Below are 18,684 nucleotides of genomic sequence, written 5' to 3'. Positions count from 1 at the left end.
TTGATCTCTCAACTCATTTGCCTTGCCAGACCGGCGCGCGCTTTTCACGGAACGCTCGAACCCCTTCGAGGGAATCCTCGGATGTGAGCGCAGCGATCAGTTCGGGAGACCGCACGGCCTGAGCCTGGTCGGGCGGCATTTCTGCGGTCTCGCGCACGGTGGCCTTGATCGCCTTAACGCACAGCGGTGCACTTGCCAGAATGTCGGCAATCCAGCGGTCCACCTCTGCGTCGAGTTCTTCCTGCGGGACGACCGAGTTGATAAGCCCGTAGCGCTCCATTTCCGCCGCGCTCGCCATCCGTCCGGTCATCATCAGGCCGACGGCAATGTTGCGGGGGACGAGACGCTGAAGCAGCGTCATCCCGCCTGCCAGCGGAAGGTTGCCGACCTTTGCTTCGGGCAGGCCGAACCTGGCCGCCTCGCTTGCAATCACGATGTCGCAGCCAAGGACCATTTCCATGCCGCCACCGAGCGCCAGACCGTTGACGCGGGCGATCACCGGCACCCTCAAGGAGCGCCTCAGGGCAATTCCGCCGAACCCCAGCGGATTGGCCGACGCCCAGTATTCCAGCCCGCTCAGCCCGTTATTATCCTTCAGGTCCGCACCGGCGGAAAAGGCGCGTTCCCCCGAACCCGTCAACACCACGCAGCGCACGGTGGGATCGGCTTCGATCTTGCGCCAGATGGTTTCCAGTTCGTCCGAGGTTGCCCTGTCGACCGCGTTCATGCGCTCCGGGCGGTCAATGACGACCCGGGCAACATGATCTTCAATGGTGAAGAGGACACTCATTCCGCCGCTCCAGCCACCTGTTGCAAGCCGAACTCCGCAATGACGTCGTCGGTGTGTTCGCCCAGACGCGGCGGGGCATGACGCAGTTTAAGTGGTGCTTCACTCAAGTGAACCGGAGACCCAACCACCCTCAAGGGCCCCAGGACCGGGTGCTCGAAATCCAGCAGCATGCCGTTGATGGCGGTTTGCGGGTCGTCAAGCGCCTCTCCCAACGCACGGACGGGTGCGCAAAGCAGGTCCTGCTCCTCCAGCCTGGCGATCCAGTGCGCTGTGGTGTCCGTTGCGAAGACTGCCCGAAACCGGTCCTGCAGGTAGGGTTTGTTGGCGCGCTGGCTGGCGAGATCCGGATAGGTGGGCGAGAGATCCTCAATGCCGAGCGCGGTGCAGATGTCACGCAGCGGGTTCGCCTTGAAGGCCCCAACCACGACCAGAGCACCGTCGGTGGTGTCGAAGACACCGGTCAGCGGCATGGCGGCCCAGTTCAGCACCTCGCGATGTTTGGTCCACTGGGCTGCTTCCTGCATCTGCATGGCAATCATGGAATCGTACAGCGAAACGGAGACCTTCTGGCCACGTCCGGTCTTTGTTCGCGCCAGCAAGGCCGCCAGGATGCCCTGTACCAGGTGCATGCCTGCCGTGTAGTCACACAAGGTGGTGGGATAGATGGACCGCTCGATGGACGGGTCGGCGGTCTTTTCCATGACACCGCTCATCGCCTGGGCCAGAACGTCCTGCCCGCCCTTGTGGGCATAGGGTCCCTTTTCGCCGAACCCTGTCCCGGACGCGCAAATGATGCGGGGATTGATGGCCTTCAGCGCATCATACCCGAAGCCCAACCGGTCCATGACACCAGCGCGGAAATTGTCGACGACCACGTCCGACTGACGCACCAGATCGTAGACCATCTGCTTGCCCTCATCGGACTTGGTGTCGATTTCAACGGACCGCTTGTTGCGGTTCAGCGACGAGAAGACGGCGTTGTTCATGCCCTCTTCGGACCGCATGTCGAAGAAGTGCCGCGACAGGTCGCCCGCACCAGGCCGCTCGATCTTGATGACGTCCGCACCGAAGTCGGCCAGCATCTGGGTTGCACAGGGACCCAGCATGACCTGGGTAAAGTCCAGAATGCGGACGCCGGAAAGTGGGAAAGATTGGGTATTCACGTTTTTTATCCTTTTTATTCTGCGGCGACGGTGTCTTCGATGAGAGCGTTTGCTGATGGGATATCACCGGGGTCGGCGCCCTGGGCGCGCATGCGTTTCTGGATCGTTGCAACGTCGGCATCGCGCAGCGCACAGTTCTGCTCGAGCGCGACCGACACGGCGACGCCGGCCGCTTCGCCCTGCGCCATGCACGGCGGAATTTCGCGCGAAAGCTTCTGGGCTTCGCTCTCCACCGAGTAGTGGCGGCCGGCAACGATCATGTTGTCGATGCCCTTGGGCAGGAGAGCCCTGTAAGGCGTGTAATAGTCCCTGCCCCGGCAGACGCTGTCGGAGAAATGGCGGCGGGAGCGCACGTCATCCCGCGTAACCACATATTCGCCCTGCAACAGGCGGGTCTGGCGAATGCCGAGCTGTTCAGCGGCGCCCAGCATCTTGGCGTTCTCGAAACCGGGCAGATTGGCGCGCACGAAGGCGAGCAGCTTCATCATGCGCTCGCGGCCTTCAATTTCCGCCCCCAGCATGTCTTCCGGCGACAACCCGTCATAACCCGGCATGTGCGGGCAGTTGCACCAGACGATGCCGGGCAGCGGCGTCTTCAGCCACCACATGCCCCAGGCGCCACCGATCACCCGGCGCACCTGACGGTCCAGGGCCTTGTATTCTTCCGGATTTTCGAACTCGAAGGCTTCCGCCTTGTCGGTATCTACGTCGCACAGGCGGAACACCGTCGTGACAATGTACTGTCCGGTCTGGAAAGACGCGCCTGCCGAGGAGGCGACATCAAGATCACCGCTGGCATCGATCACCATCTTGGCCTTGATGGCCTGGCGGCCGAGCTTGGTCTGGCAGATCACTCCGGTGACACGACCATCTTCCACAAGCGCTTCGGAAAACCAGGAATGCAGACGCAGATTGACACCTGCCTCACGCACCAGGTCGAGACTTACCCGTTTCCAACAGTCGGGATCGAATGCCACTGCGTGAATGATCGGCTGCGGCATGCCGGTCTTGTGAAAGTCTATGCAGCCCCAACGGGACCATTTCTTCCACATGTCCCAATTCGTCAGGCAGTCTGCCGGCGGTGGAAACACCGCGCCGTCCTGGGCCGACATCCGGTCGACGAATTCGTTGACGATGCCCGTCGTGACGATTTCATTGCCTTCGTTGACCATGTCGTCAAGCACCAGAACCATTCCGCCGGAAGCCATGCCGCCAAGGTGGTGATAGCGCTCAAGCAAGGTGACCGAGCAGCCGTTTCTGGCAGCCGAAACGGCTGCGCTCAGTCCGGCGGGCCCTCCGCCGATGACGACCACGTCGCAGTCTGCGACGACCGGAACCTGCTCATTGCGGTTCATGGATATCTGCGTTGTGTTGGTGCTCATTTCGGCGCACTCCTCCCGTTGGGCCGCCAAGCGACGGCCCGGTTTCAGTTCGAATTTTTCGTGTGTTTCAGACCCGGCTCACCACCGCACGATCATGCGTTCGGCAAGGGAAACGGCGGCAAACATCAGCACCGACAGGCCCGACGACAGGAAGACCGTCGCGTAGAGCAAGGCGGAGCGGAAATTGAAGGTCGCATCGATGATCAACGCGCCGAGCCCGACATCCGCCCCGACCCATTCCCCGACAATAGCGCCGATGACACAGGTGGTTGCCGCGATTTTCAACGCCGAAAACAGGAACGGCAACGAAGACGGCAGACGGATTTTCCAGAACACTTCCGACTTGGTGGCGGACAGGATCCGTGCCAGCTCCAAAGCTTGCGGACTGACGGACTGAAGCCCGCGCACCATGTTGACCAGCGTCGGGAAGAAACAGATCAAGGCGGCTATGACGACCTTGGCGGTCAGGCCTGCCCCGAAGATCAGAACCAGGATCGGCGCGATTGCCAGGATCGGAATGGTGTTGATGAACACGGCAATCGGAAAGAACGCCCGCTCGACCATACGGCTGTGCACGAAAGCGATCGCGATCAACACAGCCGCCACATTGCCCACGACAAAGCCGAGCACGCTCTCGAACAGCGTCGGCCAGAAGTTCCGCATCAGCTGCGGGAATTCGGATACCAGCGTCGTTGCGACTTCGCTCGGGGCCGGGGCGATGTAACTCGGGACACCGAAGGCGCGGACACCTATCTCCCAGGTGGCGATCACACCGACCGCCGTGAGCAACGGCGTTGCAACGGCAGTCAGCCTTGCCCTGCGCGCGATCGCCTTTTCGGCTGCATCATCGTCCACCGGCATGCCAATTGTTTCGTCGACGGCAGTCATCAGCACGCCTCCAGAAGTTTGCGCAGATGCGCGGAATATCGGGTGAACTCGGCCGTATCCCGCAACTCGGTGGTGCGTGGATAAGGCAGGTCGATATCTACGATCTCATGCAGCCGGCCCGGATGCGCCTTCAGCATCAGTACCTTCTGACCGAGGAACACCGCTTCCGGGATCGAGTGGGTTACGAACAGGATCGTCACACCGGTCTCTTCCCACACCTTCAGAAGCTGAAGGTTCAGGTGATCACGCGTCATCTCGTCGAGTGCACCGAAGGGTTCGTCCATCAGCAGCAGCTTCGGCTTGCAGACCAGCGCGCGGGCGATCGCCACGCGCTGGCGCATGCCACCGGAAAGCTCGTGCGGCAATGCGTGTTCGCGCCCCTTGAGGCCGACCAGCTCAAGCAGCTCCATCGGCGACTTGTCGCTGACCGGGATCTGGATCCCACGGCTCCGCCCCATTTCCAGCGGCAGCTCGACATTCTCCAGCGCCGTGCGCCAGGGCAGCAACGTTGCGTCCTGAAACACGAAGGCGAATTCCCGGGCGAGGCGGGCAGCCTCGGTCGTCTTGCCAAAGATCGAGACGTCGCCCGATGCAGGCGGAATGAGATCTGACACCAGCCGGAGCAAGGTCGACTTGCCGCAGCCCGACGGCCCAAGGATGGAATAGAAAGCTCCGGCCTCGATTTCCAGACTGATATCCTGGATCGCGGTGAACTGACCGAACTTGACCCAGGCATTGCGCAGGCTGGCAGCAGGCACCATCGTGCCTGCGTCCAGATTTTCCAATACCGCATCCATGGCCTCAACCGACCTTCGGGCGGGTGTCTGCGGTGCTTTCCAGAACCGACAGCGTCATGACGTCGTCGACTGCAGGTGCGCCATTCGCGAATTGCTCCAGGCTTTCGTATGTCTTGATCTGTGCCTGCCAGTTTTCGCGGGTCATGGTGCCCCAGCCATTCTCGGCGGTTTTCTCGTTGAAAGAGTATCCGACAACGAGTGGCACTGCCTTCAGTTCGCTTTCCCTGTCGAGGTTCGGAAGGCGTTCGACCAGATAGTTGACCGCTTCTTCCTGGTTCTCACGAACCCAGCCCCAGCCACGCGAGACGGCCCGGATCATGGCCTGCACCTTGTCGCCATGCTCGTTCAGCACCGTATCGGTGGTGTAGAAGGGGTTGGCATAGAGCTGGATGCCGGCATCCCAGAGAGACATGTCGACTCGCTGATCACCAAGGATCGAAAGCGCGTTGACGTTGGTCTTCCAGCCGGTAATCGCGTCCACCTGTCCGGTCAGCAACGGCGCCATGTCGCTGCCGATGACCTTCAATTCCACCTGATCTTCCGAAATGCCGTTCTTCGCAAGAAGGGCACGGAACAGGATCCGGCCAGTCGCCTGCGTACCAATCGTCTTGCCGATCATGTCCTGCGGTGTCTTGATCGGGTTCTTTTTCAATGAAAAATACGTGTAGGGATGCTGCTGGTATCCAGCGGCAATACATTTTATGGGAATGCCCGCCGAACGCGCCAGCATGAGCGAGGGGCTGGAGGACACCTGGCCGAGATTGGACCGCCCTGAGGCGACGGACGCAACACCATCGACATTCGGCCCCCCCGGCACGATTTCGAATTCCAGTCCTTCCTCGGCGAAATAACCCAGCTTGTCGGCCGCGATTTCTCCCAGGTTGCCGTTACCGGCCAGCCAGCCGAGCTGCATCGAGACCTTGAAGGTGTCCTGAGCAAAGCCTGGCACGATATTCACAAGTGTTCCGGCACCCGCCAGACCAGCACCTGCGGCCATGGTCTTGAGCATCGAGCGGCGGTTCAATCCATTCGAGAATAGGTATGACATACTGTTGGTCCCCCTCATTTGAGATTGGGCGGTTTGTGGCCGACTGTTCCCCTTGCCGACTTCACAGTGAACTCTAACGGGAAGAGTCACGGTGCAAAAAGTGCAAAAACATGCTAACGGTGATGCATTAAATGCACCACACTTTGTGATGCGCTGTTTGCCACACTGTCCGGGGGGACATCGTGCATTCAAATTTTCTGCGTTATTTCGACGAAGTTGCCCGTCAGGGCTCCATCCGCAAGGCATCCGCGGTTCTGAACGTGTCTTCGACCACGGTGAACCGTAAGATCATCAGCACGGAGAACGAGATGGGCGTTCGCCTGTTCGAGCGCACGCCCGAAGGTGTGACGCTGACCGATGCGGGGGCCATCGTTTTGGAACACTGCCGCAAGACGCTACAGGACTATGAGCGCACCCGCACGTTGCTGGACGATATCCGCGATCTGCGCTCTGGGCATCTCAACATCTCGGCCATCGATTCCGTAACCTACGGCCTGTTGCCCCGCATCCTGCTCGATTTCAACCGGATCTACCCGCAAGTCACCTATTCGATCACCACGGCACAGCCGGACGAGATCATGACCGCCGTCGCAGGCGGCATCGCCGATATCGGCATCACGTTCACCTTCGACCTGCACCCGAATGTGCGGGTGATCTCCGACAAGACCGCGCCGATCGGCATCATCATGCGCTCGGATCATCCTTTCGCGGAACGCACGAACCTTGCCATCGAGGAACTGGCCGGGCAGAAGATGGTACGCACCGTGGATGCACGCGGCCGCAATTCCATCATCGATCAGGCGATATCGGGAATGTCCTCCGCCCTGTCGACCAACTGCTTCACCGACACCTTGCATGTGGCCAAACAGATGATCCTGGCCGGCCGGGGACTTGGTCTTTACACCAAGATCGGCTTCATCGATGAAATCGACCAGGGCATCCTCCGGTTTGTCCCGCTCATGCACGACATCCTGTCCAATCTGCGCATTGGTGTCGTCATGTCCGCGTCCTCCGGCATCTCTCCGCCCGAACGGCTGCTCGGCAACGAAATCAAACGCGCCCTCACCCAGCTTCGTCTGGATTCGTGAGATTGAAAGACGATCCGCCCTCGCCTGAAGGCCGGTCGTCTTCTGTCTGAACTCCCGTCGGCTGCTTCGCTCCGATCCGGTTTAAAACGGGTTTGGTGAAACAACAATTGTAATTATCGAAAAAACCGATACAAATAGCTGTTCCAGATTTACAGCCGGGAACGTTCCATGCGCGCAAATTTTCTGATTGTGGACCCAGTCAAGGACAAGATCGCCATGAAGGCGATCGCTTCCCAGCCGCGTCTCCACCTTCTGCAAGAGCTGGTGCGTACGCCCGGGATGAACATCAACGCACTTTCAGAAGCCTCCGGCATGCCGCAATCCTCCGTCTCCACCCACATCCAGGTTCTGGAAGAAGCCGGACTGGTGCGAACGGAAGTGCAGCGGGCAAAGAAGGGAAGCCAGAAGACGACCTTTGCCATCTACGACGAGATCATTCTGGCGTTTCGCTCGTCGGAAGAAAGGATCCAGCCGAACCAGATCGAGGTGTCGATGCCGCTGGGTCTTTACACCAACAGCCTCGTGACCGCCCCCTGCGGCATCTGCTCGACAGACGGGATCATCGGCCTCCTGGACGTGCCGGAAACCTTCATGGACCCGGAGCGGATGAAGACTGCTTTGCTGTGGTTTACCAGTGGCTTCGTCGAATATCAGTTCCCCAACAATGCCAAGCTAACAGGCAAGGAGATCGACGGCCTGGACGTGGTCATGGAGGTCAGTTCCGAGGTGCCGGGCACCATGAGCAACTGGCCGTCCGATATCGTCCTGTCGATCAACGGCAAGGAGATCGGCGTGTGGACTTCACCCGGTGATTTCGGCGACAAGCGCGGTGCCTACACACCTGACTGGTGGAAGCTTTCCGGGTCGCAATACGGCATGCTGAAGACCTGGAGCGTCGGCCGGAACGGCACTTTCGTGGACGGCCACAAGATCTCCGACATCAAGACCGAAGACCTCCAGCTAGACGAGCATCGCTCGGTCCGATTGAAGATCGAGGTGAAGGCGGAAGGGCGTCACCCGGGTGGAATCAACGTCTTCGGCCGCGGTTTCGGCAACTATGATCAGGACATTATTTTGCGGCTGCACACCCGGAATTGACCGGAACAACGCGTGAAATTTTCAAGCACTCTCACTTCAGGTTGCACCGCAACAACATTGTCCGGTTGACAATTTTCGCGAAGCTCGCATTCTTATCAGAAATAAAGATTCATATCGATTTTTTCGATATTAATTTCTGGGAGAATGCGAATGAAGGCACGTGTCACCGTGCATCGGGATTTCCGGATCAGTTCCATCGATGAGCGGCTTTACTCCGCATTCATTGAACACATGGGACGGGCTATCTATTCCGGCATCTATGAACCCGGCCACCCCCAGGCCGACACCCATGGCTTCCGCAAGGACGTGCTGAAATTCGTTCAGGATCTCCGGATCCCGGCCATTCGCTACCCGGGCGGCAATTTTGTCTCTGCCTATAACTGGGAAGACGGCATCGGCCCGAAGGACAAGCGCCCCGTGCGCCTCGATCTTGCCTGGCGCAGCAAGGAGACCAACCAGGTCGGCATCGATGATTTCGCCATCTGGGCGGAGCAGGCCGGCATCGAAATGATGCTTGCCGTCAACCTTGGCTCACGCGACCTGGAAGACGCGCGAAACTTCCTGGAATATGTGAACTTTCCGGGTGGCACCGAATGGTCCGACCTGCGCCGGTCCAACGGCCGCGAAGATCCTTACGGGGTCAAGATGTGGTGCCTTGGCAACGAAATGGACGGCCCCTGGCAGATCGGTCACAAGGTCGCCACGGAATACGGCCGGTTGGCCAACGAGACGGCCAAGGCCTTCAAGGGCTTCGACCCGACGATCGAGGCAGTTGTGTGCGGCAGTTCCAACGACCGCATGCCCACCTATCCCGAATGGGAACGGGAAGTCCTGGAAGAGTGCTACGAAAACGTCGATTACATCTCGCTTCACAAGTATTTCGGCAACAAGAGCAAGGACACGCTCAACTACTTCGGCAAGATTGAGGAAACCGGCCGCTACATCCAGACCATCGGCGGTGTCATCGATTATGTGAAGTCGAAGAAACGCGCCAAGAACGATGTCCACATCTGCTTCGACGAGTGGAACGTCTGGTACCACATCCGCGAAGACGACAGCCGCCGCATCAAGGAATGGGACTGGCCGGAAGCACCGCCGCTGCTTGAGGAAAACTACAATTTCGAGGATGCGCTCTTCGTCGCCGGTCTGCTCAACGAGTTCATCCGCCGGTCGGACCGTGTCCGCATTGCCTGCATCGCCCAGCTCGTCAACGTGATCGCCCCGATCCGGGCTGAAAAAGGGGGGCCTGCCTGGCGTCAGACCATCTATTACCCCTATCAGTTCGCTTCGCTCTATGGCCGCGGTGATGCGCTGAACGTTGCCGTGGATGCGCCGACATACGACTGCTCCGTTGCCGATGATGTCTGCTATCTCGATGTCGCCGGTGTGTACGACAAGACTGCCGGAACGCTGACGCTCTTCGTCCTGAACCGGCACCTGACCGAAACGGCGGATCTTGATGTATCGCTGACCGGCTTCAGCTCACCGTCACTGGCCGAGCACCTGTCCATGGAAGGCTACGGCCTCAACGACACCAATGGCCCGGACAAGCCCGACAATGTGGTTCCCGGCAAGGGCGCTGGTGTCGGCGTGGAGGACGGTCAGCTCAAGGGCAAGCTTGCGCCGCTGTCCTATCATGTCCTTCGGCTGAACGTGGGCTGAGGGGATCCATGCAATGGGGGTTCAGCTTCGCAACATACGCAAGGTCTTTGGCCCGGTCGGGGTGATCCATGATGTCAGCATGGACATTCCGACGGGCGAGTTCGCGGTCTTTGTCGGCCCGTCCGGGTGCGGAAAGTCGACGTTGCTGCGGATGATCGCAGGCCTTGAAGACACCAGCGGCGGCACTATCTCGATTGAAGGCACCGACGTGACCTGGCAGGAACCGGCCAAGCGCGGCGTTGCCATGGTTTTCCAGTCCTACGCGCTTTATCCGCATCTGTCCGTCTTTGAGAACATGGCCTTTTCCATGCGTCTGAAACGGGCCCCCAAACCGGACGTACGCGACAAGGTGATGGAAGCCGCCCGGATACTTCAACTCGAAGAACAGCTGGAGAAGAAGCCGTCTCAACTGTCCGGCGGTCAGCGTCAGCGGGTGGCGATTGGAAGGGCGATCGTGCGCCAACCCAAGGTGTTCCTGTTCGATGAGCCCCTGTCCAACCTGGATGCGGAACTGCGTGTGCAGATGCGGTTGGAGCTTGCGCGACTTCACAAGCAGATTGGCGCGACGATGATCTACGTCACCCACGACCAGGTGGAGGCCATGACACTGGCTGACCGGATCTTCGTCCTGAAACAGGGTGTCGTGCAACAGGCCGGCAAGCCGCTGGATCTCTACGACGATCCCGACAACAGGTTCGTCGCAGGGTTCATCGGATCGCCAGCCATGAACTTTGTGCCGGCAACGGTGCTCGGCCGGGAAGGTGATTGCCTTCGCGTTGCCATCGAGGGAACAGAGGCAACCCTGCTGGCCAGGGTTGCCGACAATCTTCCAGTCGATTGCCGGATCACCGTCGGGCTGCGCCCGGAACATCTGACCAGCGCGGACACGGGCATTCCGGTGACCGTCGAAATGGCGGAGGACCTGGGGGGTGTTTCCTACCTGCACACGCATATGCCGGACGGCCGAGAGATCGTCGTCGAATGGCGCGGCAGTCGCCATGCCGGTGGCGGTGAAGCAATCAGGCTTACCTGCGCACCGGAACAGGTTCTGGTCTTCAACGAGCAGGACCAGCGTATTCGGTAGACCTTCTGTCTGCCTTGTACCTTTGAACCGGTCTTGATGGGAAATGCCGGTTTGTCATACGGGAGGAAGAGTCGATGAAATACCTTAAGACACTTGTGGCAGCAGGGGTGATGAGCCTTGCCAGCCTGCCGGCATTTGCCCAGCAGGAGATCACCTGGTGGGATTTTCTCAGCGGTGGTGACGGCGTTCGCATGAAGGCGCTGATCGAACGCTTCAACGAAGAGCATCCGGACATCCAGATCAATGGAACCACTCTGGAATGGGGTGTCCCCTACTATACCAAGGTGCGCACCTCGGTCGCCGTCGGTCAGGGTCCGGACGTGATGACCTATCACCTGTCCCGCATGCCGCTCGGGCTTGAGGAAAACGTGCTGGACGTGATCAGCGATGACGATCTTGCCGCCGCCGGTCTCAGCAAGGACGATTTCTTCCCGGCTGCCATCGCTGCCGCGAGCGATGCTGAAGGCAACCTTCATGCAGTCCCCTTCGATATCCATTCAATCGTGCTCTACATCAACAAGAGTTTTTTCAAAGGGTCCCGCTTTCTCGATGACGAGGGCAACCTGACCGGCATCGAAAGTCTTGCCGATTTCGAGGAAGCGCTCGCGCTCGCCAAGGAGAACGGCTCTGAAACACCCATTTCCTATGCCACCGCCGACGATGGCAGCACCTACCGGGTCTTCTTTACCCTGCTCAAGCAACAGGGCGGTGAGCTGATTACCGACGGTGAAGTTCTGGCGGGCGACAATCTGGAGAAGGCCGCCAATGCTATCGAGATCATGAGCAACTGGCACAAGCAGGGCTGGCAGCCGGAACAGGCGGAATATCCGGCCTCCGTCGCCTTGTTCACCTCGGGCAAGTCCGCCTTCCACATGAACGGCGTGTGGGAGGTCCCCACCCTGGTCGACATGTCCAGCAAGGGAACGCTCGGGTTCGACTGGGGCGCGGTTCAAATACCCACGTTGCTCGGAACCACTGCCACATGGGCGGATTCCCACGCATTCGCCATTCCCACCGGCAAGGAAATGAGCCCCGAAAAACGTGCGGCGGTGATGACCGTAGTCGGATGGATGGAAAAGAACTCGATCGCCTGGGCCAGCGCCGGGCACATTCCGGCCTACAAGCCCGTCGCCACCAGCGACGAATTCGGACAAATGGAACCGAACGCCACCTATTCGTCGCTCGCCGAAACCGCCGTCTACGATCCCAGATCGCCGATCGCCGGGGTGGCCTCGCCCGTCTATGACGCGACCATCAACATCATCTCGCCCGCCATGCATGGCTATCTGGAGCCGGCACAGGCCGCCCAGCAGGTGAAAGACGAACTTCAGTCGAAGATCCAGTAGGCGGAAGCGAACTGCCTGCGATGCCTGCCGCATGCGGACCGTATGCGGCAGGCCTCTCTTACGGTGAGCAGAGGAAGAATACACAAGTGGCCATGATTACCAACCGGCGCAGGGAAGTGGCGGTCGCCATGACACTCATTGCGCCCTTTGTCCTGACCTTCGTGCTGGTCTTTCTCTATCCGACCATCCGGATGATCGAGCTGAGCTTCACCGATGCGCCATTGATCGGTGCGGGCGAGTGGGTCGGTCTGGCCAATTTCAAGCGATTGCTGACTGACAATCTGTTCTATACTTCCTTGAAGAACAACGGTTACTTCGTTCTCCTGACCGTTGTTCCAACCACCGCGCTGGCCCTTGCCATCGCGATGATGATCACGCGCCTCAAAGGGCCGCTTCAGGCACTCATTCTGGCGCTTTTCTTTCTGCCCTACATCCTGCCGGTGTCGGTGGTGACGCAAATCTGGACCTGGATGCTGGATTTTCAGTTCGGCGTACTGCAGCCGGTGTTCGCGTTCTTTACCGGCAAACCGGTTCCGGTGTTCAAGAACCCCTACTGGGTGATGCCGACAGTCGCCACGGTGACCATCTGGTGGACCAACGGTTTCAATGTTCTCTTGTTCATCGCGGGCCTTCGCAACATCTCCAGCGACTATTATGAAGCCGCGGCACTGGACGGCGCGACCCGCTGGCAACTGTTCACGAAGGTCACCTGGCCCCTGCTCTGGCCGGTCACGGCCCTGGTGCTGACCCTTCAGCTCATCCTGCAGCTCAAGATTTTCGACCAGATCTATCTGCTGTCGTCCGGCGGGCCATTCAACTCGTCCTACGTGCTGCTGCTGATGGTCTACCGGGAGGCCTTCCAGCTGAACCACGGCGGCTATGCCTCGGCGATTGCTCTCGTTCTGTTCCTGCTGATCGTGGTCGTGTCGGTCCTGCAGTTTCAGCTGTTGCGCGCGGGAGGAAACAAGGAATGAAGACCCGCAAACTGGAAAACTGGGTACTGGGCATCGGCAGCCTGCTGGCTGCCGCCATCTGGGTCTTCCCGCTTTACTGGGCATTCATTACGTCTATCCGCACCGAGGAAAGGGTCGTCAGCGAAGGTGCGGGGGTCATTCCCGATGAGTTCAACCTGTCTTCCTATGTCGCCGCGCTTTTCGATACCAAGCTGCTCACCTGGTACTGGAATTCCATCGGCACGTCCGTAATCATCACTCTGGTCGTCATCGTGTCGGGCATGATGTGCGCCTATGCGATTTCCCAGATGCGGTTTCCCGGGCGGCGGCTTCTCTACGGGGTCGTGCTCGCCAGCTTCATGGTGCCGTCGCAGGCGCTCGTGGTCACGCAGTTCATCCTGATGAACGACATGGGCCTGATCAACACCTGGGCCGGCATCATCCTGCCCCAGCTCATCGTTCCGGTGGTGATCATCGTCTACAAACAGTTCTTCGACGCCGTGCCGAAGGAAATGCGCGAAGCGGTTGTTCTGGATGGTGGCGGTGACTACACGCTGCTGTTCAGGATCTACCTACCACTCAACTGGGGCATCACCACAGCTCTGGCGATCATCACCTTCATCAGCGCCTGGAACCAGTTTTTCTGGCCCTTTCTGGTCATCACCACGGAAAACCAGATGACAATCCCGGTGGGGATCACCCAGGTGAACGATGCCTTCGGTGTTTATTACGCCCGCCTGATGTCCGTTGCACTTCTTGGCGCCATGCCCGTTGCCGTTGCCTATCTGATCTTCCAGAAGAAGGTGACGGAAGCTGTCATGATCTCGTCGGGCGTGAAGGGCTGACGCCTGCCCAAGCTTATCCAAAATGCGGCCGGACAACTGGCCGCATTTGGCCTGCTGCAGCAGTCCGTGCCCGGTTTCCCAGGGATTTCCAGCCTCGCAAACATTGTTGCAGGCAATCGTTCGTCTGCCTGCACTTGGATGCAGGCGCTGCAATTCATATGTCTACGCCAACAAGAACAGCATGACGAAGACAGTTGAGCACTCACACCGTGTGTGTTTGGCAGACGGACGAGGAGTTCAAAATGACAGTTGGAGCCGGTCTCCCAATAATCCTGGCGGGACCGATCCTGCGCCGTATCACGGCGAAAAGCGTTAGCATCTGGCTTGCCGCGACACGGCCTTGCGATGTGCGTCTGGAGTTTTTCCCCGAAGCCCAGGCCGACCGGAACCAGACCTGCGAAACCGGCAATCCTGACTGGCCGATCGTAAAGGCAGGGGAAAGCCTCTATTATCACCTCATCGACCTTGAGCTGGACGAAGCCCTTCCCATCGACGTGCTGATTTCCTACAGGCTGAGCGTGAAGCCGGACGGCGCATCTGAGGAACCCTGGCAGGATCACACGGTCTGGGCGCCCGATATTTGCTATCCGGGGCGCGATCTGCCCTGTTTCAAGGTGCCCGACCGCATCACCTCCCTGTTTCACGGGTCCTGCCGCAAGCCGCATGCGCAAACCCCTGACGGCCTTGCCGGAGCCGACGTGGTCCTGAGGCAGGCCCTCAGCCCTGAGGGCGAAACCGCTGACGGCAGTCCCGTCTTGCCGTCACTGCTTGTGATGAGTGGAGACCAGGTTTATGCCGACGATGTTGCGGGACCGATGTTGCAGGCCATCGGCACGCTCGTTGAAAGGCTCGGGCTCCCCGATGAGCCGCTGGACGGCGTCGAAGCCGGCCTGCCGACATCCGGCAGCGAGCTGCGGAAGGCCGGGAACCTGCTCTATCACCGCGATACGCTTCTTCCCCGGGTCTACAAGAACAAGACCGTGTTCGACGTCCTGTTCGGGGGCACCGAAAAGCCTGTTTTCACGACACAGCATGCCCGCAACCACCTCGTGACACTCGGCGAAATGCTGGCGATGTATCTGCTCGTCTGGTCTCCTGCCCCCTGGCAAGGCTTGCCGGAACTGAAAGCACCGGACGGCATGGAGGCCAAGGATGCGGCCATGTATGCCGAAGAGACGGTAACGCTGAAGGATTTCCGGACGGACCTGCCTGCCTGCAGGCGGGTCATGGCGCATCTTCCGACGGCGATGATATTCGATGATCACGACATCACGGACGACTGGAACCTGTCGCTCGCCTGGGAGCAGGCAGCTTACAGCCATCCCATGTCGCGCCGGGTGATCGGCAATGCCCTGATCGCCTATGCTCTCAACCAGGCCTGGGGAAACCGGGCCAGCACCATCGGGCCGGATATCATTCCGCCCGTTGAGGCTGCGCTTGCAGCTCCCGGTTCCGAGGCGCATGAAACGGCAATCACCACGCTGCTTGACTATGAGGAATGGGACTATCAGTGGCAGACGTCCCCGCCGCTGATCGTTCTGGACACGCGCACCCGGCGCTGGCGGTCCGAACGCAACGCCCATCATCCCTCTGGTCTTCTCGACTGGGAGGCGGCAACAGACTTCCAGACCCACCTGAAAGGCAAGGATGCGGTCCTGCTCGTGTCCGCAGCACCGATCTTCGGCGTCAAGCTTATCGAATCGGTGCAGAAGTTGTTCACGCTTGCGGGCAAGCCGCTGACGGTCGATGCGGAATACTGGATGGCGCATTCGGGAACCGCCAGCGCGATCCTGAACGTATTCGGTCACCGCGGCACACCTCAGCACTTCGTCATCCTGTCAGGCGATGTCCACTATTCATTCGTCTACGATGTCGAGCTTCGCCAGACGGCTCCGAGCCTTGCCGGTACGACCGATGACGGCCCAAAGATCTGGCAGATCTGCAGCAGCGGCATCAAGAACAAGTGGCCGGACAAGCTGATCAAGATCCTTGATCGCGGCAACAGATGGGCCTTTTCACCCCGCTCACCCTTGAACTGGTTCACCAAGCGCCGCGGCATGCGCGTCATTCCGCGCAAACCCGTCGGCACGCCGCACGGCCGCCGGATCCTGAACGCGTCGGGGATCGGTCTCGTGGAACTGGATGAAACGGGCGCTCCGATTCACATCTACCAGGTCCTGCCGGACGGCTCGCTTGTGTCGTTCGAACGCCGCGAAGCCGAAGCCCGCGACGACTGATTCAGCCGGCACATGGCTTTACTTCAAGGCCTTTCGCGTCAGCGCGTTACCGCCATCAGGGCACTTCCGCCGATCATGAAACCGCCACCGGCATAGCCCATGCGCCGCCGAGCCATGCGGGTCTGGAACAACTTGCGTGCACGAGCGGCAACACATGCATAGCCAGCCAGAAAAACGACCACGACAAAGCTGGAGGTCGCTGTCAGCACCGCGAGCTGGACCGTCAAATCACCGGCGGGATCGATGAACTGGGCAAGGAAGGCCATGTAGAAAACGATAGCCTTGGGATTGAAGATGGCCGTAAACGTCCCTGCCCAGAAGCTGCCCCAGGGCGACCGGGTCTCAGCAGCTGTTACAGGCTGTTCTCCGTCTCGGCGTGCCTCCCTGATCTGGCTGTATCCCAGCCAAGCGAGATAGATGACCCCTGCCCATTTCACTGTCTGGAACAGTACCGTCGACGCGGCAAGAATGGCGCCGACCCCGGCAAAGGAAAGACCCGTCAGAACGATACTCCCGACAACGTCGCCAAGAATGCACATCATCGCCGCGGTCTTGCCGCGCATGAGGGTCTGCCCGACAACCAGCATAACACTCGGCCCAGGAATGATGGTCAAAACAGCACAGGCGAGTGTGTAGGCAAGCCAGGTTTCCAGAGACATTCAACCCTCCTTTGAGGTCAGGCACAGGCGAGTGGCAGCAAGGGGCATCGAAGCGAGAAAGGCGGCACATCCGATCAGAAGTATACCGGTCAGATTTGTCCTGTCTGGCATATCGCCGAAGATCAGAACACCCCAGATCACTGCAAACACCAGATAATCATTATCGAAGAGCCCGATCAAAGGGGCAGGTGCCAACTGATAGGCAAATGCCACTGCCACGGTGATAACGGCAAGCAGAAAGGCCGCGACGAGAGAGCGGACCAGAAGCACCTGATCAAGAGAAATCTCGGTTTACCGGGGTGAAAAACAGTCAAGGCACAGTGCCGTCGACGCGTTGATCGCATGGCTCAGGTCACAGTTGACGTGACGCATTGAAAACATAACCGAAAGGCAGAGACACTCCGGCTCGTGACCATATCCAGGTCACCTGCAATCATGCACCAGTGCGTCGAGCAGCAGCGGCCGATTGCAGCCGCAGAGTGCCGGTCGATGCATGACATGGTGAAAGCGGACACGGCAAAGCCAATGCCAGCTGCATGATCCCGAAGCTGGCCTAAAGTGATGCGAGCTGTTGAAAGCTCCTTAGATGTTGTCCGTGCAATAGGTAATGAACATGTCGACGTTTTCGGGCGAACCGAAGATCAACGGAATGTTCTGGTGCAGGCTCTCGGGAAGAAGGTCCAAGATAGGGGATTGCCCGTCTGTCGCCTTGCCGCCGCCCTGCTCAATCAGAAACGCGATCGGCACGGCTTCATAAATCAGACGCAGGCGACCGTTTTCATAACCGGGTCGGCTGTCGCCGGGATAGAAGAACAACCCGCCCTGAAGCAGGATCCGGTGGAATTCCCCCACAGCGGACGCCAGCCAGCGCATGTTGTAGTTTTCGCCCAGGCGTCCCTCTTTGCCTTTCAAAACGTCATCGGAAAACCGCCGGACCGCATCCGGCCAGTGCCGCGCGTTGGAGGCGTTGAAGGCCAATGTTCGCGATTTTGCCGGTACCTTATGGTTCTCGCGCAGCATCCGGAATTCGCCCGTGCCGCGGTCGAAAACAGCCAGGTGAAGACCGTTGCCCAAACTGAATCCCAGGTCAGTGGAATGACCGAAGGAGACATATCCTGCCGCGACGACGGTCCTGCCCTTGCACAGGAAACCCTGGTCTGACGCCGGCAGGATCGAGAACAGCGTCCCGAGCGGTGCGCCCGTGCCGATGCTGCCGGACCCGTCGATGGGGTCGATGGCAACGTCGAGCGTGCCTTCCGGATTTAGAAGAATGATTTCTTCGGCTTCTTCGGAAAGAAGCTGGCGGACGCCTGCTGCCCGAAGTACCTCGACCATGTGAAGATGGGCACCGACATCGAGGGCCTTCTGCTTGTCGCCGCTTTCATTTGTGCCAACGACCTCGCCCGGGTCACCCGGCAAACGACCCGCGGCGAGCCTGTCTGCCAGCACGCCGGTCGCATCCGCAATCGCTTGAAGGACTGCTGCGGTATCTCTCGACCCTTGCTGTCTTGCCAGATACGCCTTCAGCGTCTCGGCCTTTACGTCCGTATCGTTCGGCAGTCTCAGCATGGTCCCATCGTCCCTCAGGTCAATTCAGCGAGTGTGATCGGACTGCATGATACTTTTTTGCCGCGATGTCTATGC

At 59.5% G+C, this 18,684-nt stretch carries 17 protein-coding genes; 8 read left to right on the top strand and 9 right to left on the bottom strand.

What is annotated here, in order from left to right; translation table 11 throughout:
- Positions 1-13: 13 nt before the first annotated feature.
- The 6 genes from ACYQ54_RS26030 to ACYQ54_RS26005 form a co-directional block, all read right to left on the bottom strand.
- Positions 14-790: an enoyl-CoA hydratase-related protein gene (locus ACYQ54_RS26030; protein ID WP_460087635.1), complete on the bottom strand. Its 777-nt coding sequence runs from the start codon at positions 788-790 to the stop codon at positions 14-16.
- Entirely contained in the window at positions 787-1,953 is a 1,167-nt protein-coding gene (locus ACYQ54_RS26025) for a CaiB/BaiF CoA transferase family protein (RefSeq protein ID WP_460087634.1), read from the bottom strand. Before ACYQ54_RS26025 ends, ACYQ54_RS26030 begins: the two co-directional genes overlap by 4 nt.
- A gap of 14 nt (positions 1,954-1,967) precedes the next feature.
- On the bottom strand, positions 1,968-3,335 hold the full coding sequence (locus ACYQ54_RS26020; protein ID WP_460087633.1) for an FAD-dependent oxidoreductase: 1,368 nt from the start codon (positions 3,333-3,335) through the stop codon (positions 1,968-1,970).
- Positions 3,336-3,413: 78 nt separating this feature from the next.
- Entirely contained in the window at positions 3,414-4,223 is an 810-nt protein-coding gene (locus tag ACYQ54_RS26015; protein WP_460087630.1) for an ABC transporter permease, read from the bottom strand.
- On the bottom strand, positions 4,223-5,020 hold the full coding sequence (locus tag ACYQ54_RS26010) for an ABC transporter ATP-binding protein (protein ID WP_460087629.1): 798 nt from the start codon (positions 5,018-5,020) through the stop codon (positions 4,223-4,225). Before ACYQ54_RS26010 ends, ACYQ54_RS26015 begins: the two co-directional genes overlap by 1 nt.
- Before the next feature lie 4 nt (positions 5,021-5,024).
- Positions 5,025-6,068, bottom strand: coding sequence for an ABC transporter substrate-binding protein (locus ACYQ54_RS26005; protein WP_460087627.1), 1,044 nt, complete (start codon positions 6,066-6,068; stop codon positions 5,025-5,027).
- A gap of 182 nt (positions 6,069-6,250) precedes the next feature.
- On the opposite strand from ACYQ54_RS26005, the gene ACYQ54_RS26000 reads away from it, so the two are divergent.
- From ACYQ54_RS26000 to ACYQ54_RS25965, 8 genes are all read left to right on the top strand, one after another.
- Positions 6,251-7,156 carry a LysR family transcriptional regulator gene (locus tag ACYQ54_RS26000; RefSeq protein WP_460087626.1) on the top strand — a complete coding sequence of 302 codons (906 nt, stop codon included), beginning with the start codon at positions 6,251-6,253 and terminating at the stop codon, positions 7,154-7,156.
- Between the two features lie 168 nt (positions 7,157-7,324).
- On the top strand, positions 7,325-8,254 hold the full coding sequence (locus tag ACYQ54_RS25995; protein ID WP_460087625.1) for an ArsR/SmtB family transcription factor: 930 nt from the start codon (positions 7,325-7,327) through the stop codon (positions 8,252-8,254).
- A 150-nt stretch (positions 8,255-8,404) separates the two neighbouring features.
- Complete coding sequence (gene arfA, locus ACYQ54_RS25990) at positions 8,405-9,916, top strand: arabinosylfuranosidase ArfA (RefSeq protein WP_460087623.1); 1,512 nt, start codon at positions 8,405-8,407, stop codon at positions 9,914-9,916.
- Positions 9,917-9,929: 13 nt separating this feature from the next.
- Entirely contained in the window at positions 9,930-11,000 is a 1,071-nt protein-coding gene (locus ACYQ54_RS25985; protein WP_460087622.1) for an ABC transporter ATP-binding protein, read from the top strand.
- Positions 11,001-11,074: 74 nt separating this feature from the next.
- Complete coding sequence (locus tag ACYQ54_RS25980; protein ID WP_460087621.1) at positions 11,075-12,346, top strand: extracellular solute-binding protein; 1,272 nt, start codon at positions 11,075-11,077, stop codon at positions 12,344-12,346.
- 92 nt (positions 12,347-12,438) lie between these two features.
- Entirely contained in the window at positions 12,439-13,320 is an 882-nt protein-coding gene (locus ACYQ54_RS25975) for a carbohydrate ABC transporter permease (RefSeq protein WP_460087710.1), read from the top strand.
- Positions 13,317-14,144: a carbohydrate ABC transporter permease gene (locus ACYQ54_RS25970; RefSeq protein ID WP_460087619.1), complete on the top strand. Its 828-nt coding sequence runs from the start codon at positions 13,317-13,319 to the stop codon at positions 14,142-14,144. Before ACYQ54_RS25975 ends, ACYQ54_RS25970 begins: the two co-directional genes overlap by 4 nt.
- 242 nt (positions 14,145-14,386) lie before the next feature.
- Positions 14,387-16,381 carry a metallophosphoesterase family protein gene (locus ACYQ54_RS25965; protein WP_460087618.1) on the top strand — a complete coding sequence of 665 codons (1,995 nt, stop codon included), beginning with the start codon at positions 14,387-14,389 and terminating at the stop codon, positions 16,379-16,381.
- 38 nt (positions 16,382-16,419) lie between these two features.
- Here ACYQ54_RS25965 and ACYQ54_RS25960 read toward each other — a convergent pair whose 3' ends face one another.
- The 3 genes from ACYQ54_RS25960 to ACYQ54_RS25950 form a co-directional block, all read right to left on the bottom strand.
- Positions 16,420-17,040, bottom strand: coding sequence for a LysE family translocator (locus ACYQ54_RS25960; protein WP_460087617.1), 621 nt, complete (start codon positions 17,038-17,040; stop codon positions 16,420-16,422).
- The gene (locus ACYQ54_RS25955; protein WP_460087615.1) at positions 17,041-17,310 is read right to left on the bottom strand and encodes a hypothetical protein; all 270 of its coding nucleotides are present in this window, start codon (positions 17,308-17,310) and stop codon (positions 17,041-17,043) included.
- A 312-nt stretch (positions 17,311-17,622) separates the two neighbouring features.
- Positions 17,623-18,609 (bottom strand): class 1 fructose-bisphosphatase, encoded by a 987-nt coding sequence (locus tag ACYQ54_RS25950; RefSeq protein WP_460087614.1) that lies wholly within the window; start codon positions 18,607-18,609, stop codon positions 17,623-17,625.
- Between the last annotated feature and the right edge of the window lie 75 nt (positions 18,610-18,684).

The sequence above is a fragment of the Roseibium sp. LAB1 genome, from assembly GCF_054658235.1.
This window is presented reverse-complemented; position numbering and strand designations above follow the sequence as displayed.